The sequence below is a fragment of the Bacteroidia bacterium genome (assembly GCA_023228875.1).
Taxonomy (GTDB): Bacteria; Bacteroidota; Bacteroidia; order NS11-12g; family UBA955; genus JALOAG01.
Genome location: JALOAG010000006.1, coordinates 39,021 through 65,431 on the forward strand (window position 1 = coordinate 39,021; position 26,411 = coordinate 65,431).

Sequence of the window (26,411 nt, forward strand, 5' to 3'; positions counted from 1 at the left end):
ATTTATTTTATATCTATAACTAAACTGGCAGTCAACTTTTTTGTAATACCACCAGGTCCGTTTGCTTCAACATTAGCAATAATTAATTTGTCCCCAGATCGAGCACTAGCAATTCTAGAGTTAACACTTGATAATGAATTACCTGTAACAGTTATAGGAATTGCATTACCTACTTTCGGAACGAGTAGGGCTGTATATCTAGTAACAACAAATCTAACACCTTCGAAAGCAAATCCGGAACCTAAGGACGCATTTAATGTAGATTGTGCCATTAGCGCTCCTTTACCTTGTGCACCACTACCCAAGCTTCCAAACAGAGGCTCAGGATTAGGAACTTCACGAATTCTGTATTCCATTTGGCCCATTTGTCTTGAAGTACCGTCAGGCATTTTTACACTGGCAGAAATTTTAGTTTTACTCCCTTGTACTCTAGATACTTTAGCTATATATTTACCGGTACCTGAAGCTTTTGATAAAACACAACCAGGTCCTGCAGATACAACAACATCTTCTGCTCTAAATCCGGGAACAGACACAGAAATTGGATTTTCAAGTCCAATATAAAGTACATTCATGGCTTCTGCAGAAATAGTCGCTGCAGGTTGAAATGATTGCCATTCAGTAGAAAATTCTTTCTTTTCAAGTCCATCGGGTCCTTCAACTTCGATGTAACCTTTAACAGGGTGAATACCTGAACCTGAGGCTGGAACCTTATAGATACCTTTTCCACCTTGAACAGGAATCTTCTCACCATTTACATATATGGTAGGTTCAGCAGTTGTATTTAATGCCATTAAAACAATCTCTGCTTCATAATTAGTCCCCTGCATAATATAACTTGATGGTGCAATTATCTTAGCTTCAACTGCATCAAATTTTATTGTAGCAGCATTAATTTGTTTTATTAATACATTCAAAACTTCAGCTTCTAAATTCTTAGCATCACTTTCAGTTTTAGAAAGCAAAGCAGTAACACCGGCTAAAGGAGAGTGTACTAAATACGAAGAAACCCAACTCTGTTTATTTGTACCACCTTTAGGATCTTCAGCTCTTAGAGAAGAATTCTGATCTAAATTTGTTAGGATATCTTTTGAAATTTTTGGATGATTTAAGACTGCAATCATATCTTTTCTTGCTTTTTCTATAGCATCTTGCAACTCCTTACCATGTCCTTGTTTTCCTGATCCTGTTTCAAAATAATTTGCATGTTTTTCCATTTGATCAGGAGCAGCCAACTCAGTTAATGTACCTGCTGAATGACCTGGTTCAACAGGCAATCTTCCACCTGCATTAGTTTCAATATCTTTTTTAATCTTTTCAACGTAAGTACAGAAATCTTTGGATATCTTTCTTACTTCTTTTGCTTTGTCAAACCATTCTTTTGTTCTATTAGCATTTGACTCCATAGAAGCTTGAAATTGTTGCATCACAATATCATTCTTTGCGTCAATATTGCCTTTTGAATTCTCAAATGAAACTTCCATTAAATGGAAGGATTTAAGAATCTCCTTCGACACGTTCAAAGCAAGAAGAGCGAGTAACACGAGATACATCATGTTAATCATCCTCTGCCTCGCATTTAAATCACTTACTCCAGACATATTATAAAATTAATTAAATTAAACAATTGATTTCCTATTAGCGAGATGAGTTACTACCAGTCATTGCACTCAACATATTTCCATAAATATTGTTTAAGTTGGAAATATTATTATTTAATTTAGAAAGGTTAGTTTTAAACTCACCAGCCTGACTACCTGTACTTGACAGATTATCAACAAGATTTGACAATCCTCCTGAGAAGGAATTTAATGACTGGGAAATATTCTCACTAACAGTTCCAACGCTCTCAATAGATTTAGAAGCTTTTTGAATGTTTTGAGCAAATTCATTAGTTGCAACAGTAGTGCTACTTAAATTAGCCATTTCATTAACGTGTGCACTTAATGATTTTAAGCCGGCTCCTAAACTATTAATCAACTCGGGTCCAACCTTAGCATCTTCCAGCATTTTGTCCAATTGCTGAGTAACGGAACCTTTATTCTTACTTTCTTTCTCCATAGGATCCATTCCTGCAAATTCTGGATAAACTAAAGACCAATCCCATTCTTTCTTTGCAGGCTCATAAGCCGATAGAGCGAAAAGGAATGCCTCAGTTCCTAAACCTATGATAAGCATGATGTCAGCACCTGGCCAGTGTAAAATTTTAAATAATGCACCGATAATAACTACTGATGCACCATAACCATAAGCAAGTCCCATGAACTTCTTAAACCCTTTTGATTCTGTAAAATTAGCCATAATTTTAATTTTTAATTGATTTGATTTATATAATTTAGTTGTTTGTTTATTTTGAATCTCTATTTGAACGACCTATATATGATTGTACATTTCTAAATCCAATGAATGATCTGCAAGAATCCTGATACTCATATGTACGAGCACCATTTTCAATGAAATAAGCAATATCTTTCCAAGAACCACCTCTAATCACTTTTCTTTTCAAAGTAATATCAGAACCTTCACGTGTAAATTTACCATTTTGTTGAACGTATTCTGGTATTGATATTCTATAATCACCATTTAAATCATGTGTAAAAATGTTTGAAGATATTTCAAAAGCATTTCTTGTCCATTCACTCACATTTCCAGCCATATTATACAAGCCATAATCATTCGGGAAATAAGAGTCTGCTCTAACAGGATATAAACCTCCGTCAGCACCATAATTACCACGTAAAGGCTTGAAGTTAGCTAGCATACAACCTTTTGAGTTACGTGTATATGGTCCTCCCCAAGGATATTTATTTCCAATTCTACCACCTCTTGCAGCATATTCCCATTCATATTCTGTTGGAAGTCTGTAATCTTCTGTAGGAGGTGCACCAAGACTATTCCAATAGTCTTCCTTGTAATAAGTTCTCCAATAAGAAAAAGCATTTGCCATGTGCCAGTTTACACCCACTACCGGATAGTCATCATATTTTACATGGTGAAAATAGTGACGTGCCATAGGCTCATTATATGAATAGGTAAAATCTCTAATAAAGCACAATGTATCAGGATATATTAAAGTACGTTCCTTTCTAATAAACTTCTTACGTGGTGCAGGATTGTATCTGTCTAAATTTTCAGCGTTAGTTGCTGCATCATGATAATCTATCCATTCATAGCTATAAAAAAGTTTTCTTGTGTCAATTTCTTTTTTATGTCTAAAACGCTCGTCTTCTGCCACGTACATATCTTGAACATCATCCCTTATTTCAGGATTATCAATATAAAAGCTTCTTCTAACTTCTCTCCAATTAATAAATCTTTCTCCGGTTTCTTCATCTTCTATGAAGTAGAGATCATTATCTAGCATTTCTATGGCAATCGAGTCAATCACATATTGAACAAATTGACGATATTCATTATTTGTGATTTCTGTCTCATCCATCCAAAAACCTGCAATTGTCATTTGCTTGTTAGGAGCTAAATAGCTATGAAAGATATCTTCATCGCTTTGACCGGTATTAAATGAACCGGTTGGTACATACACCATACCAAATGGAGTTGGATGGAACCATACACGCCTTCCTTGAACACCAATTACGTCACCTGTGTTTCCTGGTCCGCATCCTATGATTGAAAAGGCGCTAACCAATCCTATCATTTTTAATGAATGAATTAGCTTCATGTTTTTTGAACTATTTTCAGCAACAAATAAATTCCCCAATTTACTTGTCCACTTTGAAAATAACATCGATTTAATTTGTTTCATCTTCAGTTTCTTCAATTATTTTTATGCTGTCAGACTTACTAAACGTAGCTTTTCTTTATATATTGTCTTTGTTTTCTTTTTTTATTCTTGGCTGCTTTCTCTATCTATCCATAAAGGAGTCAAGATAGGAATAATACCTGGAGGCGGAGGAGGTACAATGACCCAACAATAGTTGGCAACAATTTCAAATGTACCATTACTTACCTTCCTTAGTCTACTTAATGTAACATCATAACTTAATCCTACCCTTACACCTTTATATTTATATCCAAACATTAATGAGAGTGCATCACTTATAGAACGATAGCCTAAACCACCACTTATCGTTTCCATATATTCCACCAATGCTGTCGCATCAGCTTGAAACTTAGCATTATATTTAAACAATACAGAAGGCATTAAGGTTAGTGCAGGATTACCAATAAAATTAGTAAATTCCATACTTCCCAACATGTAGTAATGTCTTGCAGTACGTGAAAACACATTTCCATTGGCTCCAAATCTATAATCATGTGGCAACAAGTTTGTTGAACTTAAGCCAACAATCAAATTATTAAATCGCTGATTATTATAAAACAACCCAAAAGAAGCTGTAACACCTCCGTCAGACTCAAGTCCGGTAGGTATAAAGGGGTCATTGGGATCAATTGCACGTAACTTAGCACCGTCTAATCCTTTTTGCAAATAACCAACATCCACACCTAAAGCAATTGAAGACTCTTCGTCCATAAAATATCTATAAGCTAATTGACCTCGTACCACATTATTCACTTCATACCCTAGCCTATCATTATAAAATATCAATCCGGCACCACCATAGTTTTTTGATTCACCGGTAGATCTATTAAATTTATTGATTGGAATACTTACACCTGCACCATTAGTCTTTGGTCCCACTCCCGGTACAGCTTGCATCTTTGGGTTGTTAGGTGTTTCGTATAATGGTGTCCTATCCTCTAAACCCATGTACTGACTGTGTGAAATGCCAAATGCACACCATTTGCCATCTAATCCAATTGCTGCAGGATTATAGAGAGGGCGTACAAAATTATAATGTGTATAATAAGGGTCTTGTTGCGCGTTTACTCTGCTTACCATCATCAAGCCCAATGCTGCCATAGAAAGCAAGCTTAATGGTTTTAAAGTCATCTTGTAGTTTTCTACACCCATACTCTATTGCGTTAAGATAATTTTTAAAGGTAGCAAATATGCAGTGTTAATAGATACAATGCAAATTTTTTATTTCGCAACTTTTCAATACAGTCATCCAACTTCTAATATTTTAAACACTTCATCTACAACCACCCTGCCATTTTCATTTTCCTTAACACTGACTAATTCTATTTCTTTATCATGTTCAAAAAACAAATAGCTATTGTTGCTTAATGCTCTCTTAAGAATTTTCTCCCTTTCTGACATAACATCCAACGGTCTTATGTCATAACCCATAACAAAATTTAAAGGTAAATGGGCTGCTGAAGGAAATAAGTCAGCACAATAAATGATTTCTTTATTTTTATATTGTATTATTGGTAAAAGCATTGATTCTGTATGTCCATAACACACTTCAAATGTAATCTCAGGTAAAACAAAAAGATTGTTTTTAACAAACTTAACCTTATTTTGTTCAATTAAAGGGACAATGTTTTCAGATAAGAAAGAAGCTTTCTCTCTAGGATTGGGATGCAATGCACTCTGCAAATGCGTCTCATGCATCCAATATATAGCATTTGAAAATGTCGGAATAAGATGTGTTTTATTGTCATCCCACCTAACGGCTCCTCCACAATGGTCAAAATGTAGATGTGTTAAAATCACATCTGTTACATCACTTAAGCTGAAACCAGCTTCATTTATTGACTTCTCAAGATTGGCTTCTCCATGGGGTGAATAATAGCTAAAAAACTTTTCGCTCTGTTTATTCCCCATTCCCGTGTCAATTAAAATTAATTTGTCCTCGTGTTCTATAAGAAGACAACGCATAGCCCACGTACATAAGTTGTTATCATCAGCAGGGTTGAGTTTGTTCCAAATTACTTTTGGAACAACTCCAAACATAGCCCCTCCATCCAATTTAAAGAAACCTGTTTCTATTGTATATAATTTCATAGTCGTAAAAATCTTTCAGCCCAATACTGTCCTTGACCGGATTCAACAATTAATACATACATTCCTTGCTTGACAAATTTTAAATCAATTTGTGTTTCTATTTTATGTACCCCAATAAATAACTGCTGAAAAACCAACTGACCAAAGTAATCTATTATTCTGATGTTTAAACTGCTTATTGTGTTGTCTTGAAATTGAATATTTAAATTCATTGGATCAAGGTTAGTAATGGGATTAGGATAAAAATCTAAGAAGAATCCTTGACAAACCCCACCTGTCCAATTTGATATTCCATAATTATTATATGCTGTACACAAGTTACGGTATGTTTGTCCATCACACCCGCAAACCGGATCAAATAATGCTTGATGACATTGATATAGAGGTTGTACACGGGTTTGATCAATACACTGAAACCATTGCCCACTTGAGGTCTCCGAACCGATGATGAGAAACAACAGAAACCATATATGCCTTATCCGACACATTGACTAAATTTTTCCAAAGCCCAAATAAGGATGCAAGCAGTCAGGTATATTAATGCCACCATTGTCTTGATTGTTTTCTAATAAAGCAGCAACTATACGAGGTAATGCCATTGCGCTTCCATTTAATGTATGTGCCAATTCGTTTTTACCTTCAATACTTTTATATCTTAATTTCAATCTATTACTCTGAAAAGATTCAAAATTTGATACTGAGCTCACTTCTAGCCATCGCTTCTGTGCAGTTGAATATACCTCAAAATCAAATGTTAATGCACTGGCAAATCCCATATCACCTCCACAAAGTCTTAAAATTCTGAATGGTAGGTTCAATGCCATAAGCAGCGATTTCACATGTTCAATCATTTCATCTAATACTTGATACGAGTGTGCCGGATGGGCTACTTGTACTATTTCTACTTTATCAAACTGATGTAATCGGTTTAATCCGCGAACATGTGCACCATAAGAACCGGCCTCTCGTCTAAAGCAAGGGGTGTAACCTACATTTTTTATAGGCAATTCATCTTCTTTTAATAAAACATCTCTATATAAGTTAGTGATTGGAACTTCGGCTGTTGGAATCAAATATAAATCATCCAAACCGACATAATACATCTGACCTTCTTTGTCAGGTAATTGTCCTGTCCCGTAACCTGACGCTTCATTAACCACAATTGGAGGTTGAATTTCATAATAGCCTGCTTGAATTGCTTTGTCAAGAAAAAAGTTTATTAATGCTCTTTGTAAACGCGCTCCTTTGCCTTTATAAACCGGGAATCCAGCTCCTGTAATCTTATTGCCTAACTCAAAATCAATTAGATCATATTTTGATGCTAAATCCCAATGTGGTAAGGCGTCTTCAGACAAGGTTGGGATCTCACCCCAATGAAATACCTCTTCGTTTTCTTTGGCACTCGTGCCAAATGGTACTGAAGCATGTGGTGCATTAGGTATGTTATACATTAGTTGCAGAATCTCTTCGCTTAAACTTTTATATAGATTTTCAGCTTCCTTGATTTCATCTTTCATGGATGCAGATTCCTGTTTTAATTGCTCAGCTTTATCTTTTTCACCATTCTTAAATGCTAACGCAATGTCTTTTGAATAAGAATTTGACTTTGCCAACAATTCGTCTAATTTCTTCTGACATTTCCTTCTTTCTTCATCTAAATTGATTAAGGAGTTTATATCTGCACTATAATCTTTTCCTCTTTTACTCAATCGTTGAATTATCTCGTCTCTTGAGTTTCTGATTTGCTGTAATGGTATCATATCAAAATAGTCCTGCAAAGCTAATTGATTTCCACAGTTGTTTACAAGTAAAAGTTATGCAATCATTACCTACACTATTTATTTGAACTATGTTTTTGAGAATATATGCGACCATACTTCTTTGTTTAGGAGTAACTACTATTAATGCACAAGTAAACTTAAATTATGACAAGCCGGATGTTGAATTTGAAAAGGCTTTGAATGCTTTCGAGAAAGGACTGTACAACAAGTCTATCAGGGGGTTTGAAAGATATATCACCACACATCCTTCCGGAGATTATATTCACGAAGCAGAGTATTATATTGTCTCGGCAAAACTTCGGGTGGACCAAACCAATGCTTATGAATATGCTAAAAAATATTTGGACGAACATCCTGTGAGTCAACGTGCAGAATTTGTCAAAAAGGAAATTGCAGATTACTTTTTCTATAAAAGTAAATTCAAAATGGCTGCTCGTTATTATAAACAAGTAAATATCAGCATTTTGGATAGAGATGAAACAGATGACTTCCTGTTTAGAAAAGGATACAGTTTGTTTGAAGCAGGTAAATATGATGACGCAAAAGATGCACTCTACCCTCTCACACTTCGTCCCACAGCGAACTATGCTAAGGCAACATATTATTATGGATATGTTTGTTACAAAACTGGTGATTATGCTTCTGCCTTAGATGCTTTCTTAAAGATTGAGGAAAAAGGTCCTCAGTCTATGAAACTCTATATATGCCAAATGTATTATCTAAATGGAGAATACAGAAAAGCTATTGAATATGCAGATAAAACAAATCTTGGAAAACTGGAAGATGACAAGAATATATTGAAAGCAAAATCCTATTATAGATTACATGACTTTGAAAATGCTGCAAACTATTTTGCAAAAGGCTATAGCTCCTATGACAGTCTTACCGAAGAAGAACTTTATGAGGTTGGCTATTCTTTTTATAAAACCAATCGATGCAGCGAAGCATTTGTGGCTTTTTCAAGAATAGCTAATGTTGGAACTGCACTTGCACAAATGGCTAGTTACCATTTAGGAGAATGTTTTATTAAAGAAGGTAAAAAACAAAACGCATACAATGCATTCTTTGAAGCTCAAAGAACTGATTTTGATAAAGAAATCAAAGAAAATGCAATGTTTAATTTGGCAAAAATTTCATTTGAGTTAGAGGATTACAAAACTGCTATTGAGACTTTTAGTAAATTTATTGAGACTTTTCCTCAATCCAGAAACAAACAAGAAGCACAAACCAATCTCGCCAAACTATTCCTTTTTACCAACGACTACAAATCAGCCATTCCAATATTAGAGGCTATACCTAATTTAGACAAAGATTCCAGACTTGTATTGCATCAAATCTTGATTTTGAGAGGCGAAGAACTTGTTTTAAATAAAGATTATGCAGACGCTAAAATTGTATTGAAAAAAGCTGCTGCTATGAACGATAATCCAGCATATACTGCTATTGCTAATTTTTGGTTAGGTGAGATTGAGTTTAATGCAAAGAATAAAGCAGAAGCACTTACTTATTTTCAAACTTTCCTCAATTCAAGCCAAGCAAAAGAAACAGGTTATTATGTATATGCACATTATGCCGCAGGATATGCTTTGTTTGACCTCAAGAGATATGCTGAGGCACTGACCTACTTTAATAGATATAAATCATTGAATGTTTCCAAACCTTTAGACATGAGCTACTTGAATGATGTTTATATGCGCGTAGCTGATTGCAATTATATGCTACGTAATTATAAAGATGCGCTTGATAATTACAGTTATATTTCTGCAAAAAAGACTGCCGGAAGCGACTACGCTCTTTTTCAACAAGGAATGATTTTAGGTATTCAAAACAAGGGAAGTCAAAAAATCGCTATGATGAAAAGAATTCCAATTGAATACCCTAACTCTGTTTATATTGAACATTCAATCTATGAGATAGCAACAGAATGGATGCAAATGGAAAACTATCTTGAAGCAGAGAGGAATTTTAGATACTTACTAGAAGATTTTCCTAACAGTAATTATAGTAAGAACTGTTTGCTTGCCTTAGGAGTCATGTATTATACTCTTGAAAAAGACAAACTTGCATTGGATGAATTTAAAAAATTAGTTCATACATACCCTGGAACCCAAGAATCCAAAAGCGGCATAAGTTATATAGAAAGAATATATGTTTCCCGAGGCGAATCAGATAAATATCTGACTTGGCTGGAAACTATACCAAATGCAGACATTAGCAATTCATTCAGAGATTCCGTTACCTATCAAGGAGCATTTAATCTATATATGAACAACAACTGTCCTGGCGCAATTGATAATTTTAGAAACTACCTTAACGAATTTCCTAAAGGATTCTTTAACATCAGTGCACGATTCTATTTGGCGACATGTATTGACAAAACAATGATTACGGATGAATCAATTGCAGAATACAGATACATCACCGAAAGCACTCCTAACGAATTTAGAAAAGAGTCAGCAAAAAGACTTGCAACTTATTATTACTCTAAGGAAAATTATGACTCTGCTTTGTATTATTATGACAAATTAGAATCTTTCAGTTCAGAAAAACAAACGCTGATGAGTGCATATCTCGGTCAGGTGAGATGTGCCTACGAGTTATCCAACATACAAATCACTGAAACAAAAGGTTTGAGACTACTACGAATGGACAATGTTCCTCAAAATATTCAAGGTGAGGTATTTAATAAAATTGGTATTCTCTACTATGAAAGTCAAGATGCTGCAACAGCTGAGAACTATTTTACTCAAACTCTCAAAGCAAATAAAGACGAATATGGAGCAGAAGCTTACTATTTTATCTGTCAGATATTGTTTGACAAGTCGGATTTGTCTGCTGCTAAAGCTAGAATTTTTGAATACAATAAACAGTTCGTATCTTTTGAATATTGGCAAGCAAGATGCTTCCTACTATTGTCAGAAATTTATCATAGAGAAGCTGATGATTTCCAAGCCAAAGCTACTCTCAATTTTGTGTTAAGCAACTACAATGATGCAGATATATTAGAAAGGGCTAATAAATTGAAAGCAACTATCGAAGGTATTGAAGGATAGCTGTATTTTTGTGCCCTCAAGTAATGGAATTAGAAAAAGAATTAGCACAGGAACTCGCACTTGCCTTTAATGACTTATTTGGTTATAGTGTTGAGTCAAAAAACATCATTTTAGAAGCAACAAAAAAGGACTTCGAGGGAAATCTAACTCTTGTTGTATTTCCTTATATCAAATATACTCAAAAAAGCCCTGAGCAAACCGCGCAACTATTGGGTGAATATTTAGTTAATGTAGGTAAATATATTTCTAAATTTCAGGTAGTTAAAGGTTTTTTGAACTTAACATTCAAAGATGAAATTTGGATAAAATTTCTCAATACTAATTATAATACTGATTTTCAAAAAGCGATTAACCAAATTGGTAATGGACAGAAAGTAATGGTAGAATACTCCTCTCCTAATACTAATAAGCCCTTGCATCTTGGACATATTCGAAATAATTTATTGGGATATTCAATTGCAGAATTGATGAAAGCTAATGGTTACCACGTAGTCAAAGTAAATTTGATTAATGATCGGGGAATCCATATTTGTAAATCAATGTTGGCATGGCAGAAATTTGGCAATGGCGAAACTCCTAAAAGTACAGGCGTTAAAGGTGACCATTTGGTGGGAAAATACTATGTTGAGTTTGACAAAGCTTACAAAAAAGAGATTGAGTTGCTAATGTCTCAAGGAATGGACAAAGAAACTGCTGAAAAAGAAGCTCCTATTTTAAAAGAAGCAAATGAAATGTTAGTCAAATGGGAACAAGGCGATTCAGAAGTGATTGCACTTTGGTCGATGATGAATGCATGGGTTTATGCAGGATTTGACATTACATACAAAACACTGGGAGTTGATTTTGATCATACCTATTATGAATCAAATACATATACACTCGGTAAAGAAATTGTGGATGAAGGTTTGAATAATGGTGTTTTTTATAAGGAGAAAGATAATTCGGTTTGGATTGACCTCACAGCAGATAAATTAGACAAGAAACTATTACTACGCGGCAATGGAACTTCTGTTTATATTACCCAAGACTTAGGAACTGCCGAATTAAAATACAAGGATTTCAATGTAAATAAGAGTATTTATGTGGTAGGCAACGAACAAGACTACCATTTTAAGGTACTCTTTAAAATCTTAGAAAAACTGAACCGCCCTTATTCAAATGGTCTTTATCATTTATCTTATGGCATGGTAGATTTGCCTAGCGGTAAAATGAAATCCAGAGAAGGTACTGTTGTAGATGCTGATGATTTATTACAAGAGATGTTTGAAACAGCACACCAGAAATCTGAAGAGTTAGGTAAAACGGAAGGCATGACAACAGAGGAGAAAGAATCTTTATATAAAATGTTAGGTTTGGCTGCTCTGAAATTCTTCATTCTCAAAGTAGATCCTCAAAAAAGAATGCTCTTTAATCCTGATGAATCTATTGACTTTCAAGGAGACACTGGCACTTTTGTTCAATACACTCATGCAAGAATCCGTTCTTTATTGCGTCAAGCCGGAAATGACTGGAAAAACTTCTCTCTTCAAAATGTTAAACTACATGATACTGAACGTGAAGCACTGTTTATTCTTTATCAATACAAAAATGAAATTGCCAAAGCAGCACAATCATATAATCCGGCTTCTATTGCAGCTTACTGTATTCAATTGGCTAAATCTTTTAACAGAATTTACAAAGAGGTTTCATTTTTACACGAACCTAATGAGGCTATCAAAAATCAGCGTATGAAATTAGCATTTTTAACCGGAAATACTCTTAAATCTGCTATGGGAATGTTAGGTATTGAAGTCCCTGAACAAATGTAAGATTTCATGGATGCCAATAAGAAACATATTTTAATTTTGGCTTCTTGGTTTCCAAATCGTTACACACCTTTTAACGGAGATTTCGTCCAAAGAATTGCTGAACAAACTGCATTAAATAATAAAGTTACTGTACTCCATATTTGTAATAAAAGTGAAACCGGTAAGAGTGAGCAAATCATAACAAAAAAACAACACGACCTCGAAGAACGTATTTATTATCTTGAAAAAGTTCCATTGCCACTGCGCTTCCCATTTTTTCTCTTTACAGGTTCAATGTTGTTCGAACAAATTGAAAAAGAACGTGGAAAGGTGGATTGCTGTCATGTTCAAGTAGTTTGGAAAATGGGGCTCCTTGCCTATCGTTTCAAAAGAAAATACCAAACACCCTATTTTGTAACTGAACATTGGACTGGTTATTTGCCACAACATTATCAACTCAAAAAATTTGGTTTAAAATACTTGTCTAAACTCGTGCTACGCAATGCTTCACAAGTTTTTACTGTTTCAAAAAACTTAGGAATTCGTATTCTTCAATTAGGTATGACCAAGTCTCAACCTATTGTCATGCATAACATTGTTCGTTGGTCTGATCCGGTTATCAATACAAACCCTGACAAACTTTTCACTTTTGTACACTTATCTAATTTTAGAGATGAACAAAAGAATGTAAGTGGGATAATCAATGCTTTTGCAAATGCTCTTAAGCGAAATAATAAAATTAAATTATTGTTGGGTGGGTCAAACCAGACGGGAGAATTTGAAAAATTAGTTCGAGCATTACAAATACCGCTCAAACATTTGCAGTTTCTACCTGAAATGTCTCACGAATATGCACTCTCAACTATTGCACAGTCAGACGCATTAATATGTTTTAGTAATTTTGAGACATTCGGAATCACATGTGCAGAAGCAATTTGTATGGGGGTTCCAGTTATTTATACTCCATGTGGTGGACCTGAGGAGTATATAGAAGACAATATGGGTATTCAAGTACCTATAAACAATCAAGAAGCATTAACCAATGCAATTATTGCTATCAGTAGAGGCGAAATTGTCTTTGATAGAGAATCGATAAAAAAGAAGGCGCAACTACGGTTTGACTCTGTACTTTGGTCGAATGAAATGCAAAAGTTTTATTCATCCATCTAAACTCATCTACTGTCGTTAAAATCAATCATAAAGTAAATACTTCTTACGCATTTCCTTATAAGCATCCAGTTCTGCTTGCCACGACTCTCTTATTGCCGAGGCTGATTTACCAGCAATAATTTGCTTGCGAAGTTCATCAGTGCCGACAAGTTTGTCAAAAAACAAATTTGGAAGAAAGAACTTGCTTTTATCGAGATAAGCATCATACGCTATAAGCAACCAATTAATATTGAGTTGCTTGTGTTTAAAAATATCTAATGGACTAGAATCAGATAAGTCATATCCAACACATTCAACATTTTTAAAGGGTGGATTATCTGCCACACCGGGAATTGAACGAGGAGTAAATACATAATTTGCATCACGCCAATTTGGAAAACCAAATAACTGGAACGGTTTGTTTGTACCCCGCCCTAAACTCACATTAGTTCCTTCAAACAAACATAGCCCCGGATAATATAAAACCGATAGTTGAATTGGTAAATTGGGAGATGGTGCAATGGGAAGTTCATAATAAGTTCCGTGTGTGTAATGCTTTGTCTTAATTATTATCAATTCACATTGAACACTATTTTTAAGCCAGCCTTCACCATTAATCATCTGAGCAAGTTCTGCTACTGTCAATCCATGAACTATCGGGACAGGATGCATACCAACAAAAGAACTGAAGCCACTTTTTAATACAGGACCATCAATGTAATTCCCGTTTGGATTAGGCCTATCTAGAATCATGAGTGGAATATGTTGTTCGGCACATGCCTCCATCACATAATGCATAGTAGAAATATAGGTATAGAACCTTACACCTACATCTTGAATGTCAAATAGAACAAGGTCTAAACCCTGCATTTGCTCAACACTCGGTTTCTTATTCTTGCCATACAGAGATATTAATGGCAATCCTGTTTTTGTGTCCTTACCTGATTCCACAACCGCACCGGCACTGTGATCTCCTCTAAACCCATGTTCAGGAGCAAAAATGTGTTTAATATGCACTCCCAATTTAAGTAAAGTATCAACAAGATGGGTTTGGTTGATGGTAGAAGTTTGATTGACAACTAACGCAATCGTTTTCCCTTTCAACAAAGGAATATATTCTTGGGTGGAAAAGGCAGCTGGAATTGGTTGAGAATTTAACCGGATAGTACCTGTTTGTAAAAGAAGAAATAAAAGGATGTATTTCACCACCTTTTTTGTGCAATTTTGAAGCCACAAAACCATTGCACAATGTTAGTGTAATTATAGCAATAATGAATCTGCCATTTTTTATAGTAAATCGTTTATCCGGTAGCAACAAAGGAAATTTTGCAGGCAGGATTGTCAATATTGCAATTGCAGGTGTTGCGCTTGGTTTTGCGGTTATTGTAATAGCAATTGCGGCTGTCAATGGTTTTCAAAAAGAGATTGAAAGTAAAGTCAAAGGATTTAGTGGCGAAATTGAAGTACGAAAAACCGGTACTACTGACAACTATGACTATCCGCTATTTGATGATTCAGATTCACTCAACAAAACAATTGCTGTTGTAGAGGGTGTTAAATTCATAAACAAAGTTGCTGCAAAACCTGCAATCATCAAGGTTAATGACGAACTTTTGGGGATTATTTATAAAGGTGTTGATTCTACCTATAATTCTGAGTACTTCAAAAGATTCATTAAAGAAGGAAGCATGCCAAAGGGGACCAATGATATACTTATTTCTGAGTACATGTCTAAAAAACTTTTGCTCAAAGTGGGTGATAAAATGAGGGTGTATTTTATTAAACAACCGGTAAGAGCAATCGCCTCCAACGTATGTGGAATCTATCAAACAGGGCTTGAAGAACAAGACAAAATGCTGGCATTAGGCAGTATGGCAGACATTCAAAGGATATATGCTGAAAACAGAAATCAAATTACACATTTAGAAATTTTCATTAATCCAGAGTCCAACCCCGAAACTGTACGCGAAGAATTATTAAGTATTTTGGATTACGATCTTGATTGTCATCTTATTACAGAACTACAACCGCAAATCTTTCAATGGTTGGAATACCTTGATGTAAATAAATATATCATCCTTTCGTTAATGATATTTGTTTCCGGAATCAGCCTTATAACTGCATTATTGATTTTGGTAATAGAAAGAACCAATATGATAGGCATTCTTAAAACATTAGGAGCAAGCAACGCTCTTATCAAAAAAATCTTTTTATATAAAATTGCCTACATTGCCGTAGTGGGCATAACGATTGGAAACGTCTTGGGAGTGGGACTTTGTTTACTACAACTGAAAACCGGATTTTTAAAACTAAATCAAGAGACATATTACATTGACACTGTGCCAATTGATTTAAACATGAATGTAATTTTGTTGGTTAACGCTACTTGTTTTGCAATCTGTTTTATTGCGCTTTTGCTTCCGGTGCAAATGGTAAGCAAAGTAACTCCTGCAAAAAGTGTTCGTTTTGATTAAAAACAGTGTTCTCAAGAACTCCCACTCAAAGTCGTAATGTATTTATCTATGAAAAATGCTTTTTCTTTAGACTTATACTGCTGAATGTATCGCGGATGTTCAAGTACTTCAATATGCTTAAACAGTTTTGCTTCTTGGTTTATCTTAAGAATAAATTGTGCATTTTTAGTACCCAAGACAAAAACCCTTGAACAATCAAGCCCAACTTTTATATGCTTTTTAAGCGACTCAACCATATAATCTTTAAGCATTAGAAACAACGTCTTATCATCGTAGTAATTAGCATTTAACCATGTTCCGTTAGGAGATTTTTTAAGTATTGCCAATGGGAATGGGGAATTGATATAGAACTCACTATAAAAGTGCTTTACACCTCCATAAGACTGAATCATATCATACAAAAACACAGATGATACTTCATGCGTATGTGCAGAATACATTTTAATGCCGCATATTGACTCTAATCGTTTTGTGTCAGTAAATGGTACGCCTGTAACCCCTGCCCCATGTCTGCTGGGATTTATTCCAATGATAAATTTTCTTTGATGATTATCATTGTAAAATTTCTGATAAAACTGATTCATCACGCTAAATGTTTCAGGGTTATCAATAAAAGGATTCATTACTTTATACCCGATAGGCAATTTGCCATGGTATGCCAAATTCTTATTAAAATTGACTACATAATCAGCGATCATCCTCTTATCCATTTCTACATAATTATGCCAGCAAAAATATATTTAAAAAACGATAAGTGATTTTTACTATGAACTTCAATCACAGCAAGGCAGTCCAATATATTAATCATCTAATATTTCAAATTGCGCTAATGATTATTGAATAAGGATTTTTTTTCTATCTTTGCGCCCTCAAATTTTAGGAGGTAGTATGGCTGTGAATCTCAAAGACTTTGAAATCGAGTTTGTTAAGTTCAAAGAAGGAGTTCACGAACTTGAATACAAAGTTAAAGACAACTTTTTCCAACAATTTGAAAATAGTTCTTTAGAATCAGGATACTTTAATGCAACTGTAATTTTTGAAAAGAAGGTTCATTCTCTTCAGTTTGATATTAAATTGATGGGGAACGTTGAATTATCATGTGATAGATGTTTAACAAAAATCAGCTACCCAATTGAAACTGAATTTAAGCTTCATGTAAAAATCACTGAACACATTGGAGAAGATGAAGAAGATTTAACCTACATACTTCCCAGTGAACACAGTTTCAATATTGCATTTTACATTTACGAAATGATAAATCTTGCCTTGCCAATGAGAAAAACTTGTGAAGATATTGGTGAAAAATGTGACGAGGCAGTGATAGAAAATTTACATAAAATTGCTGTTGACAAAGAGGTGAACGAAGATTCAAAAGAAAACAACCCTGAATGGGATAAACTTAAAGACATTTTAGACAACTTAAAATAAACATATAAAGAGATGGCACATCCAAAGCGAAAAACATCAAAGACCAGAAGAGACAAAGGTAGAACTCACCACAATCTTGGCACAAAACCTTTGATTGCAGACCCTGTTACCGGTGATGCAGGCGTTTACCACAGAGTAAACCTTGAAACCGGTATGTACAAAGGGGTGAAAGTAATGAAAGGTAAGAACGAAGAATAATCATTCTTAGTCATATACTCGTGAATACGACTAGAGTAGGTATCGATGCAATGGGAGGTGATTATGCCCCTCTCGAAGCAATAAAGGCTGTTGTCAATATTGCAAACAGTGAATTAACTAATTCAATTACTCCTGTTTTGTATGGACACCAAGAGACTCTAAATAAACACCTCGTTGACTTAGAAGCTAATCCGGACAACTTTGAAATCATTCATTGTAATGATGTAATCAAAATGGGAGAACATCCCACAAAAGCACTTACTCAAAAACGCAACTCAAGTATTGCAGTAGGATTCCAACAACTTGCAGAAGGTAAAATAGATGCCTTCATCGGTGCAGGCAATACAGGAGCTATGCATGTTGGTGCAATGTTTTCGGTTAAAGCAATCGAAGGGGTTTTGCGACCTACTATTACAACTGTATTACCTAGGCCTGATGGGTCAGTGGGTATCATGCTAGATGTTGGCGCAAATGCCGACTGCAAACCAGAAGTCTTAAATCAATTTGCAACCTTGGGCTCACTCTTTTATAAAGCAGTATATAGTACCAACAATCAAGCTAAGGTTGGATTGCTAAATATTGGGGAAGAAAAAGAAAAAGGTAACATACTTACACAAGCCACCTATCCCCTATTAGAAGCAAATCAAAGAATTGAGTTTATTGGTAATATTGAGGGTAGAGACTTATTGTCAAACAAAGCAGATGTAATTGTCTGTGATGGCTTTACCGGTAACATCTTGTTGAAATTTGCAGAAGGCTTATATTACAACTTGGTAAAACGAGGTGTGAATGATGAGTATCTAAACAGGTTTAACTTTAAATATTACGGAGGCACTCCCATTCTTGGCGTGAACGCTCCGGTGATTATAGGTCATGGAATTTCAAAAGCAGAAACATTTGTCAAATTGATTGAATTAGCAAAAGATGTTGTTGATTCAAAAATGATTGATAAAATTAAGGCTGCATTCTAATTTTTTCTTTTCATTTGCAACATTACATTGATTAAGTAATTAACTATACATGAGTAGAATAACTGCTGCGATAACTGCTGTTGGAGGATACGTCCCCAAAGATGTTCTAACTAACAGTGATCTTGAAAAAATGGTGGACACATCAGATGAATGGATTACTACCCGTACCGGAATAAAAGAAAGACATATTCTAAAAGAACCTGGCAAAGCAAGTTCTGATATTGCTGTCGAAGCAGTTAATGAATTATTACAAAAAAGAGGAATATCTGCAAAAGAGATTGAATTGGTCATATTTGCCACTGTTACTGGGGACTTGATTTTCCCCGCTTCTGCAAATATTTTATGTGATAAAATTGGTGCTTCAAACGCTTGGGGATTTGATTTGGGTGCTGCGTGTTCAGGTTTTCTTTATGCACTCCAAACCGGTGCGCAGTTTATTCAAAGTGGTGTACATAAAAAAGTTGTGGTGGTAGGAGTAGATAAAATGTCTGCCATCATTGACTATCAAGACAGAAATACCTGTATTATTTTTGGCGATGGAGGTGGTGCTGTTTTATTAGAACCTAACACAGAAGGTTTTGGAGTGCAAGATGCAATATTAAAATCTGATGGTTCCGGTAGAGAGTATCTCTTTCAGAAATCAGGTGGCTCACTTCGCCCGCCAACAATTGAGACCGTTACAAATCGAGAACACTTTGTTTATCAAGAAGGAAAAACTGTTTTCAAATTTGCTGTAACTAATATGGCAGACGTTTCAAAAAAGATTATGGAGCAAAATAATCTTACTTCAAACGATGTAAATTGGCTATTGGCGCATCAAGCTAACAAAAGAATTATTGACTACACTGCCGAAACAATGGGATTGCCATCAGAGAAGGTATTAATGAATATTCAGCGTTACGGAAACACAACCAGTGGTACTATTCCACTGCTTTTTAAAGATTATGAACATAAATTTAAGAAAGGAGACAACCTGATTTTAGCCACTTTTGGAGGTGGTTTTACTTGGGGTTCTATTTATCTTAAATGGGCTTACGACCCTAAATAATTTTTTTTGACTAAAAGCAATTTAAATTACATTTGAACCAATATAAAAAAGAATATATGGACTTAAAAGACATTCAGAGTTTAATCAAGTTTGTTGCTGTTCAATCAGTTGATGAAGTTGAAATTGAAAAGAAAGATTTTAAAATTACGATTAAGAAAAACGCACCTGTGCAAATTACTTCTGCACAACCGCAGATAATACAAACTACTGTACCGGCTGCACAACTTCCTGCTGCACCTGCTGCTACACAACCCAAACCCGTTACTGAGGCTGCTGCACCTTCAACTTCACCAACTGCATCAAACCTTATTACCATTAAGTCTCCTATGATTGGAACATTTTATCGTTCTTCCAAACCGGAAAACCCTTCTTTTGTTAATGTAGGTGATGAAATAAAGCCAGGCAAAGTACTTTGTATTATTGAAGCGATGAAACTTTTCAACGAAATTGAATCAGAGGTGAGCGGTAAAATCGTTAAGATTTTAGTTGAAAACAACACTCCTGTTGAATACGATCAACCTCTGTTCCTTGTTGAGCCTTAAACTATTGTTGAACTAATTTATTTCAATTGTGTTTAAGAAAATATTAATTGCTAACCGTGGCGAAATCGCACTACGAATAATCAGGACCTGCAAAGAGATGGGAATACCCACTGTTGCTGTGTATTCTACTGCTGACAAAGATAGTTTACATATTAGATTTGCTGATGAAGCTGTGTGTATTGGACCTGCTCCAAGTGTCGCCTCCTATTTAAACATGGCAAATATTATTGCTGCTGCAGAAATTACCGGAGCTGATGCCATCCATCCTGGATACGGTTTCTTGAGTGAAAACGCCAAGTTCAGTGCTATTTGCAGAGATAATGGTATAAAATTTATCGGAGCGACTCCTGAACAAATCATGGCAATGGGTGATAAATCTAATGCTAAAGCTACGATGAAAAAAGCCGGAGTTCCTACCATTCCTGGTTCAGATGGTTTAATTGAAGATGTTGAGGAAGCTAAAAAGTTGGCAGCTAAAATTGGCTATCCGGTTATCATAAAAGCAACTGCCGGTGGTGGTGGTAGAGGAATGAGAGAAATATGGAAGGAAGAAGATTTCGAAAGACATTGGGAAGCCGCAAAATCTGAAGCTGGTTCTGCATTTGGTAATGATGGAATTTATCTCGAAAAATTTATTGAAGAGCCACACCATATTGAAGTCCAAATTGCAGGTGACCAATATGGCAAAGTATGTCACTTATCAGAGCGTGATTGTTCAATCCAAAGAAGACATCAGAAATTGATTGAAGAGACTCCTTCGCCTTTTATTGACGAGGATTTGCGTAAAAAAATGGGAGAAGCTGCCAAAGCAGCTGCTCAAATAATTAACTATGAAGGAGTTGGAACCATTGAATTCTTGGTAGATAAACATAAAAACTTCTATTTTATGGAAATGAATACTCGTATTCAAGTTGAACATGCCATTACAGAAGAAGTGATTGACAGGGATTTAATTAAAGAACAAATAAAAATTGCTGCCGGTGATCCTATTACAGGGAAGGATTATTATCCAACTAAACACAGTATGGAATGTCGTATTAATGCTGAAGACCCTTATAACAACTTTAGACCTAATCCCGGTAAAATTGAAACCTTACACAAACCGGGTGGACATGGCGTGAGAGTTGATACCCATATATATGCAGGTTATACAATTCCACCAAATTATGACTCTATGATTGCTAAACTTATTGTTACTGCGCAATCTCGTCAAGAGGTAATTCTGAAAATGGAACGCGCATTGAGTGAATTTGTTATTGAAGGTGTACAAACAACCATCCCTCTTCACATGCAGATTCTGAAAGATAAAAATTTTATAAACGGTAATTTTACTACCGCTTTTATGAATGACTTTCAGATAAAGTAACCTAAATACAACCTTGTTAAAAACACAAATCCAACAATGGGTTTGTGTTTTTTTATTCTAAGGAATGTGGTCGTATTCTTTACTTTTGCAGCAAGCATGCTTGACCAATTTAAGCAAGAACTTTCAAAACTGAATATACACCCATCAAATTCATTGGGTGTTGCCATTAGTGGAGGTATTGACTCTATTGTATTACTACATTTATTATTAAAATCAGGATTCCAAAAAATTTTACTGCTGCATGTAAATTATGGACTTAGAAATGAAGAGAGCAATGAAGATGAAAAATTTGTGGCGAACTTAGCCAAGGATAACAATATTAACATTGAAATTCTTAATGCTAAAAATCAAATCACAAGTAAGACCGGAATTCAAGAAAAGGCACGCGAAATAAGATATCAATGGTTTAACATATTCATTAAAAATGGCAAAATTGACTTCATCTTGACGGCTCATCAACAAGATGACTTTGCAGAAACTGTTCTTCTTAATCTTTTCAGAAAAACAGGTATCAAAGGATTAACAGGGATTCATCAACAAACAATCCTATTGCGTCCTCTCCTCTCCTTCTCAAGAAATGAAATCGAACATTATGCATTGAAACACAATCTAAAATGGCGCACGGACAGTAGCAACCTTAAATCTGATTATGCACGAAACTTTATACGTAATGAAATCATTCCTAATGCACAACTGAAGTTCCCCAATATTATTCAAAACGTTTCTGAAACAGCACAACAGTTAGGACAAGAACATGAACTACTTAAAGAACTGATTGAAAAACAGTCGAATGATTTGATAATTAAGAAGAATCAACATATCTCAATCTTTTCCTTAACTAAAATAAGACTCTATTCGCAAGCTGCACTTCTCCTGCACTATTTATTATCAGATTATGGGTTCAATTATGTTCAAACGGAAGAAATGCTTCTGAGTAGCATTCAATCTGAATCTGGCAAAAAATGGGAAAGTAAATTATATAATGCTTGTACAAGCCACGATAACTTGTGGGTTCTTAATAAATCACTACCTGTATCAGGATTAAGCAAGAAATGGCACATTGGTGATTCTATAGAAGAAGATTTTGTTGTTTTTAGTGTTAGTACAAAGAATCAAATTAACGAAGAAAATACTTTGTTTTTAGATTCATCGTATCATGGGAAAGAAATTGAAATGCGCTTTTGGAAATTAGGTGATAAGATTCTTATATCACAACAGAAACAATCAAAAAAACTCAGTGATTTATTCACTGAAAATAAAATTCCAATTTTGCTTAGAGAGCTGATTCCAGTATTTCTGATAGATAACCAAATTGTTTGGGTTGCAGGAGTACGCGTTTCCTCATTGCTGAATAACCAACAAGTTCCACACACTAACTTATTCATTAGTGTGAAAGCATTATTATTGTAGCTGTAAATTAAAAACAATGAGAAAAATATTATTACTAAACCTTTTTTTGGGTCTATCAGCATATATCTATGCCGGTTGCCCATTAGTAAATGTGAGTTTAAAAGACCGTATCAATGAAAATGAGATTGTTGTTGAAGCAAGCGTGCTTGCTAAGTTCTCATACAAGAATCAATCAGGCGATTTCATCTATACTGCCCATAAATTACAAGTACACAGTTATTTCAAAGGGAGTTTAAATCTTGAATACATTACTCTATTAACCGAAGGCGGTGTTGTTGGGACTGAGGCATTAGGAGTAAATCCAAACTTAGAAACTCAGGTTGGCGAAAGCGGTCTGTTTTTTTTAACAAAAAACATTAGTTGGGATGCACCTGATGGCGAAATATTAACATTCTATTCCAAAACAGGTCCATTGGGCTTTGTTTTGTTTGATAGAGTAAATAATAAAGCCTTTGATGCATTGAACCAATGGGGTAATATTCGCACCGAATTTATTCCCTTAATTAAAAGCTTAACTGCTCAAGAAATTAAGATTTCACAACCATTTGAACCTACTTTTAGAGGCAGACGAGTAACGCCCACTATCACAAATTTCACTCCTTCAACAATTGCAGCAGGTTCCGGTCAAGTGTTAACAATCACAGGCACCGGATTTGGAGCTACAAGAGGTGCTGGATTTGTATATTTCCCCGATGCAAATTCCGGAGGAAGCGGTTATATTACTCCTAATCAGGCAGATTATGTTTCTTGGACAGATACAGAAATTAAAGTGAAGGTATTAACAAGAGCAGGTACAGGAAAATTCAAGGTGTTTAACAGCACAGGAGACAATGTTACATCTGCAACCAATCTCACAATTCCATGGGCGCATCTCAATATTTCATATTATGACCCAGGTAATGGGATTCCTGATACAACCGCATTTGGGACCCAACATATTGACGAAAATGGAAATGGCGGGATAACTTGGATATGGGATAGTGCTTTTGCAGTTAATGCACCTGCGGTGAGTTCATTTATAAGAGCCATCGAATCTTGGCGTTGTAACACCCTCATCAATTGGGATACTGCCGGCACTCTCAATAACGATACAATGAAAAATGACAATAAGAACATGGTATTCTTTGACAAAGGCTGGATGGGATCTTCTACTTTAGGGGTATGCTACTCTTGGTATAGCGGTTGTTACATCATGGGTGGAATGAATTGGTATGTGGCAGGGTTAGATATTGTATTCAAAAAGACTGTAAATTGGGAATATGGACCCAATGCTCCTGCCGGAGGCAAGACTGATTTTGAGTCAGTTGCATTACATGAACTTGGGCATGGACATCAATTAGGACACGTAATTAATACAAACAATGTCATGCACTATGCAATAGGACCAAACACCAGTAGAAGAGTATTACAAACCAACGATACTGCATGTGGTAATTTTGTTATGCAAAAAAGTACATCTGCTGTTTGTTCAAGACCTGTAATGAAACTTATTTCTCAGGGTTCATGTATATTTGTTCCTCTTGCTGCAGATTTTACTATTGACAAATCGAATGTTTGTACACAAGACACGGTTGTATTCACTGACTTATCACAAGGAAATATTATTTCTTGGAATTGGAACTTTGGTTTAGGAGCCACTCCTGCTACTGCTACCGGTGAAGGTCCTCACAAAGTAATTTATACAATCGGTGGCAATAAAAAAGTGAATTTGACAATTAACTCCGGAAGTTCTTCTGATTTTAAAGAATACAATTCTATGATTTCTGTCAAATCAACGGCTCAACCAATTGCAAATTTTAACTCTAATTTTGTTGCTGGATGTGAAATTGCATTCTCTGTCCCCAATCCTCTTGGCACAACAACTTATACATGGGATTTTGATGGACAAGGAACAGCAACCGGAGACAATACTTCTTTCAGCTTTACCAATAATGGACCTGTGGATGTAAAACTTTTAGCGAGCAATTCTTGCAATGTAGATTCAATAACAAAAGAAATCAATTTTATATGTACCGACTTTATTCCAAATCTTGCATCTGCTTGTATTTCTGACACTGTTACATTCACCAACAACTCAGGAGCTGCTACTACCCTTTCTTGGAATTTTGGCGATAATGCAGTACCTGCTACAGCTTTGGGAACTGGACCTCATCAGGTAGTTTATTCTACAGGAGGTACTAAAAACATTAGCCTGACAACCAGCGACAATAATTCAAATCAGACCGTTTCAAAGTCAATTGCAATTAAGAATGCAAATCATGCTATTTCAAGCTTTACTTATGAGCATCAAGGTAACTTCGCTATTCAATTTACTAATAATTCTACTGGTATGAGCAATATATATGCATGGAATTTCGGTGATGGTAACACAAGTACAGAAACAAACCCGTTGCATACTTATTCTGCAAACCCAAATGGATTGAAAGTAACACTAAATGCACAGAACGTGTGCGACACTAGTGAATATGAAGTTACTTTACCACAATTTTCCTCAGTGTCATCGCTTTTAAATCCTTCTCAATGGATTATTTTCCCAAATCCTTCAAAAGACAAATTGAATATCAAATCAGAGAATAATACTTTGATTGAAAAAATTATTATTACTGACATGTTAGGTAAGCAAATATTTATTGAAGCACTTCAAATTCCAATCACTTCACATGTAATTGATGTCTCTGCGTTTGGTTTCGGAATATACACTATATGCATATACAGCAAGAACGGTGTGTTTAACCAACAATTTACTAAGCAATAGAAAGTAGTTTTTTATGCAATGCAATAACCTGCGGGATAATCATTTCTCGCAGGTTATTTTTTATAATGTAGTCTGCAAGTTTCATCTTTTGTTCTTCCGGCATTTGTTTTTCCATTCTTTTCAATACTTCTTCTTCTGTGATATGATCACGCTGGCACACTCTTTTGATTCTTAATTCTTTGTCGGCAACAACCAGAATTGTTTTATCTAATAGTAAATATGAACCGGATTCAAATAGAATGGCTGCTTCCTTGAGGGTATAAGGTGTATTTTGATGAGTATTGCAGAATGTAGCATAGTCTTCTGTAACCCTTGGATGAATGATTTGGTTGAGTTTGATTAGTTTTTGCTTGTCATTAAAAACAATAGATGCAATATATTTTCGGTTATAAGACCCAAATGCATAGGCTTGATTTCCAAATTCTATTGAAATTTCTTTGATAATATCAGGATGGTTTTCTGTTAACCATTTGGCTCTTTCATCTGCGTTGTAATAAGGCACACCAAGAGAAACAAAAACAGCGGAAACTGTTGTTTTTCCGCTGCCTATACCTCCGGTTATGCCAACTTTCAGCAT

At 35.2% G+C, this 26,411-nt stretch carries 21 protein-coding genes and 1 pseudogene; 12 read left to right on the forward strand and 10 right to left on the reverse strand.

The genetic code is table 11. From position 1 onward, the window contains the following. Positions 1 to 2: 2 nt before the first annotated feature. The 7 genes from gldM to serS form a co-directional block, all read right to left on the reverse strand. Positions 3 to 1,601 (reverse strand): gliding motility protein GldM, encoded by a 1,599-nt coding sequence (gene gldM, locus M0R38_07755; protein ID MCK9481636.1) that lies wholly within the window; start codon positions 1,599 to 1,601, stop codon positions 3 to 5. A 37-nt stretch (positions 1,602 to 1,638) separates the two neighbouring features. Continuing rightward, the gene (gldL, locus tag M0R38_07760; GenBank protein ID MCK9481637.1) at positions 1,639 to 2,301 is read right to left on the reverse strand and encodes a gliding motility protein GldL; all 663 of its coding nucleotides are present in this window, start codon (positions 2,299 to 2,301) and stop codon (positions 1,639 to 1,641) included. Between the two features lie 46 nt (positions 2,302 to 2,347). Beyond that, positions 2,348 to 3,679: an SUMF1/EgtB/PvdO family nonheme iron enzyme gene (locus tag M0R38_07765; protein MCK9481638.1), complete on the reverse strand. Its 1,332-nt coding sequence runs from the start codon at positions 3,677 to 3,679 to the stop codon at positions 2,348 to 2,350. Positions 3,680 to 3,844: 165 nt separating this feature from the next. After that, a complete protein-coding gene (locus M0R38_07770; GenBank protein MCK9481639.1) occupies positions 3,845 to 4,933 on the reverse strand; it encodes a PorP/SprF family type IX secretion system membrane protein in 1,089 nt (362 codons plus the stop codon). Positions 4,934 to 5,026: 93 nt separating this feature from the next. Then, a complete protein-coding gene (locus tag M0R38_07775) occupies positions 5,027 to 5,872 on the reverse strand; it encodes an MBL fold metallo-hydrolase (GenBank protein ID MCK9481640.1) in 846 nt (281 codons plus the stop codon). After that, complete coding sequence (locus M0R38_07780; protein ID MCK9481641.1) at positions 5,869 to 6,360, reverse strand: T9SS type A sorting domain-containing protein; 492 nt, start codon at positions 6,358 to 6,360, stop codon at positions 5,869 to 5,871. Before M0R38_07780 ends, M0R38_07775 begins: the two co-directional genes overlap by 4 nt. Positions 6,361 to 6,363: 3 nt before the next feature. Beyond that, on the reverse strand, positions 6,364 to 7,632 hold the full coding sequence (gene serS / locus M0R38_07785; GenBank protein MCK9481642.1) for a serine--tRNA ligase: 1,269 nt from the start codon (positions 7,630 to 7,632) through the stop codon (positions 6,364 to 6,366). Between the two features lie 89 nt (positions 7,633 to 7,721). Between serS and M0R38_07790 the strand changes: the two genes are divergently transcribed. From M0R38_07790 to M0R38_07800, 3 genes are read left to right on the forward strand one after another with little or no spacing between them, the layout of a single operon-like run. Continuing rightward, a complete protein-coding gene (locus tag M0R38_07790; GenBank protein MCK9481643.1) occupies positions 7,722 to 10,706 on the forward strand; it encodes a tetratricopeptide repeat protein in 2,985 nt (994 codons plus the stop codon). 23 nt (positions 10,707 to 10,729) lie between these two features. Continuing rightward, positions 10,730 to 12,514 carry an arginine--tRNA ligase gene (argS, locus tag M0R38_07795; protein ID MCK9481644.1) on the forward strand — a complete coding sequence of 595 codons (1,785 nt, stop codon included), beginning with the start codon at positions 10,730 to 10,732 and terminating at the stop codon, positions 12,512 to 12,514. Between the two features lie 6 nt (positions 12,515 to 12,520). After that, the gene (locus M0R38_07800) at positions 12,521 to 13,663 is read left to right on the forward strand and encodes a glycosyltransferase (protein ID MCK9481645.1); all 1,143 of its coding nucleotides are present in this window, start codon (positions 12,521 to 12,523) and stop codon (positions 13,661 to 13,663) included. Between the two features lie 21 nt (positions 13,664 to 13,684). Here M0R38_07800 and M0R38_07805 read toward each other — a convergent pair whose 3' ends face one another. Continuing rightward, the gene (locus tag M0R38_07805) at positions 13,685 to 14,848 is read right to left on the reverse strand and encodes a DUF1343 domain-containing protein (protein ID MCK9481646.1); all 1,164 of its coding nucleotides are present in this window, start codon (positions 14,846 to 14,848) and stop codon (positions 13,685 to 13,687) included. A gap of 65 nt (positions 14,849 to 14,913) precedes the next feature. On the opposite strand from M0R38_07805, the gene M0R38_07810 reads away from it, so the two are divergent. Further along, the gene (locus M0R38_07810; GenBank protein MCK9481647.1) at positions 14,914 to 16,116 is read left to right on the forward strand and encodes an ABC transporter permease; all 1,203 of its coding nucleotides are present in this window, start codon (positions 14,914 to 14,916) and stop codon (positions 16,114 to 16,116) included. Positions 16,117 to 16,127: 11 nt separating this feature from the next. On the opposite strand, the gene M0R38_07815 is transcribed toward M0R38_07810, so the two are convergent. Next, positions 16,128 to 16,826 (reverse strand): SMUG2 DNA glycosylase family protein, encoded by a 699-nt coding sequence (locus tag M0R38_07815; protein MCK9481648.1) that lies wholly within the window; start codon positions 16,824 to 16,826, stop codon positions 16,128 to 16,130. Between the two features lie 178 nt (positions 16,827 to 17,004). On the opposite strand from M0R38_07815, the gene M0R38_07820 reads away from it, so the two are divergent. From M0R38_07820 to M0R38_07855, 8 genes and pseudogenes are all read left to right on the forward strand, one after another. Beyond that, positions 17,005 to 17,544, forward strand: a complete 540-nt coding sequence (locus M0R38_07820; GenBank protein MCK9481649.1) for a DUF177 domain-containing protein — start codon at positions 17,005 to 17,007, stop codon at positions 17,542 to 17,544. A 12-nt stretch (positions 17,545 to 17,556) separates the two neighbouring features. Further along, positions 17,557 to 17,679, forward strand: a pseudogene (gene rpmF, locus M0R38_07825) (50S ribosomal protein L32). Between the two features lie 83 nt (positions 17,680 to 17,762). After that, positions 17,763 to 18,713, forward strand: a complete 951-nt coding sequence (gene plsX / locus M0R38_07830) for a phosphate acyltransferase PlsX (protein ID MCK9481650.1) — start codon at positions 17,763 to 17,765, stop codon at positions 18,711 to 18,713. A gap of 49 nt (positions 18,714 to 18,762) precedes the next feature. Beyond that, a complete protein-coding gene (locus M0R38_07835; GenBank protein MCK9481651.1) occupies positions 18,763 to 19,761 on the forward strand; it encodes a ketoacyl-ACP synthase III in 999 nt (332 codons plus the stop codon). A gap of 56 nt (positions 19,762 to 19,817) precedes the next feature. Further along, entirely contained in the window at positions 19,818 to 20,303 is a 486-nt protein-coding gene (gene accB, locus M0R38_07840) for an acetyl-CoA carboxylase biotin carboxyl carrier protein (GenBank protein MCK9481652.1), read from the forward strand. Positions 20,304 to 20,331: 28 nt separating this feature from the next. Further along, positions 20,332 to 21,669, forward strand: coding sequence for an acetyl-CoA carboxylase biotin carboxylase subunit (accC, locus tag M0R38_07845; GenBank protein ID MCK9481653.1), 1,338 nt, complete (start codon positions 20,332 to 20,334; stop codon positions 21,667 to 21,669). Positions 21,670 to 21,765: 96 nt separating this feature from the next. Continuing rightward, positions 21,766 to 23,079: a tRNA lysidine(34) synthetase TilS gene (tilS, locus tag M0R38_07850; GenBank protein ID MCK9481654.1), complete on the forward strand. Its 1,314-nt coding sequence runs from the start codon at positions 21,766 to 21,768 to the stop codon at positions 23,077 to 23,079. Positions 23,080 to 23,095: 16 nt separating this feature from the next. Continuing rightward, positions 23,096 to 25,834 (forward strand): PKD domain-containing protein, encoded by a 2,739-nt coding sequence (locus tag M0R38_07855; protein MCK9481655.1) that lies wholly within the window; start codon positions 23,096 to 23,098, stop codon positions 25,832 to 25,834. Here the strand turns inward: M0R38_07855 and coaE are convergent. Next, entirely contained in the window at positions 25,824 to 26,411 is a 588-nt protein-coding gene (gene coaE, locus M0R38_07860; protein MCK9481656.1) for a dephospho-CoA kinase, read from the reverse strand. The genes M0R38_07855 and coaE overlap by 11 nt on opposite strands.

Bases quoted from the DNA above. Each gene is read 5' to 3' on its own strand.
- gldM (MCK9481636.1), bottom strand. From the start codon at position 1,601: ATGTCTGGAGTAAGTGATTTAAATGCGAGGCAGAGGATGATTAACATG.
- gldL (MCK9481637.1), bottom strand. From the start codon at position 2,301: ATGGCTAATTTTACAGAATCAAAAGGGTTTAAGAAGTTCATGGGACTT.
- M0R38_07765 (MCK9481638.1), bottom strand. From the start codon at position 3,679: ATGAAGCTAATTCATTCATTAAAAATGATAGGATTGGTTAGCGCCTTT.
- M0R38_07770 (MCK9481639.1), bottom strand. From the start codon at position 4,933: ATGGGTGTAGAAAACTACAAGATGACTTTAAAACCATTAAGCTTGCTT.
- M0R38_07775 (MCK9481640.1), bottom strand. From the start codon at position 5,872: ATGAAATTATATACAATAGAAACAGGTTTCTTTAAATTGGATGGAGGG.
- M0R38_07780 (MCK9481641.1), bottom strand. From the start codon at position 6,360: ATGTGTCGGATAAGGCATATATGGTTTCTGTTGTTTCTCATCATCGGT.
- serS (MCK9481642.1), bottom strand. From the start codon at position 7,632: ATGATACCATTACAGCAAATCAGAAACTCAAGAGACGAGATAATTCAA.
- M0R38_07790 (MCK9481643.1), top strand. From the start codon at position 7,722: ATGTTTTTGAGAATATATGCGACCATACTTCTTTGTTTAGGAGTAACT.
- argS (MCK9481644.1), top strand. From the start codon at position 10,730: ATGGAATTAGAAAAAGAATTAGCACAGGAACTCGCACTTGCCTTTAAT.
- M0R38_07800 (MCK9481645.1), top strand. From the start codon at position 12,521: ATGGATGCCAATAAGAAACATATTTTAATTTTGGCTTCTTGGTTTCCA.
- M0R38_07810 (MCK9481647.1), top strand. From the start codon at position 14,914: ATGAATCTGCCATTTTTTATAGTAAATCGTTTATCCGGTAGCAACAAA.
- M0R38_07815 (MCK9481648.1), bottom strand. From the start codon at position 16,826: ATGGATAAGAGGATGATCGCTGATTATGTAGTCAATTTTAATAAGAAT.
- M0R38_07820 (MCK9481649.1), top strand. From the start codon at position 17,005: ATGGCTGTGAATCTCAAAGACTTTGAAATCGAGTTTGTTAAGTTCAAA.
- M0R38_07835 (MCK9481651.1), top strand. From the start codon at position 18,763: ATGAGTAGAATAACTGCTGCGATAACTGCTGTTGGAGGATACGTCCCC.
- accB (MCK9481652.1), top strand. From the start codon at position 19,818: ATGGACTTAAAAGACATTCAGAGTTTAATCAAGTTTGTTGCTGTTCAA.
- tilS (MCK9481654.1), top strand. From the start codon at position 21,766: ATGCTTGACCAATTTAAGCAAGAACTTTCAAAACTGAATATACACCCA.
- M0R38_07855 (MCK9481655.1), top strand. From the start codon at position 23,096: ATGAGAAAAATATTATTACTAAACCTTTTTTTGGGTCTATCAGCATAT.
- coaE (MCK9481656.1), bottom strand. From the start codon at position 26,411: ATGCTGAAAGTTGGCATAACCGGAGGTATAGGCAGCGGAAAAACAACA.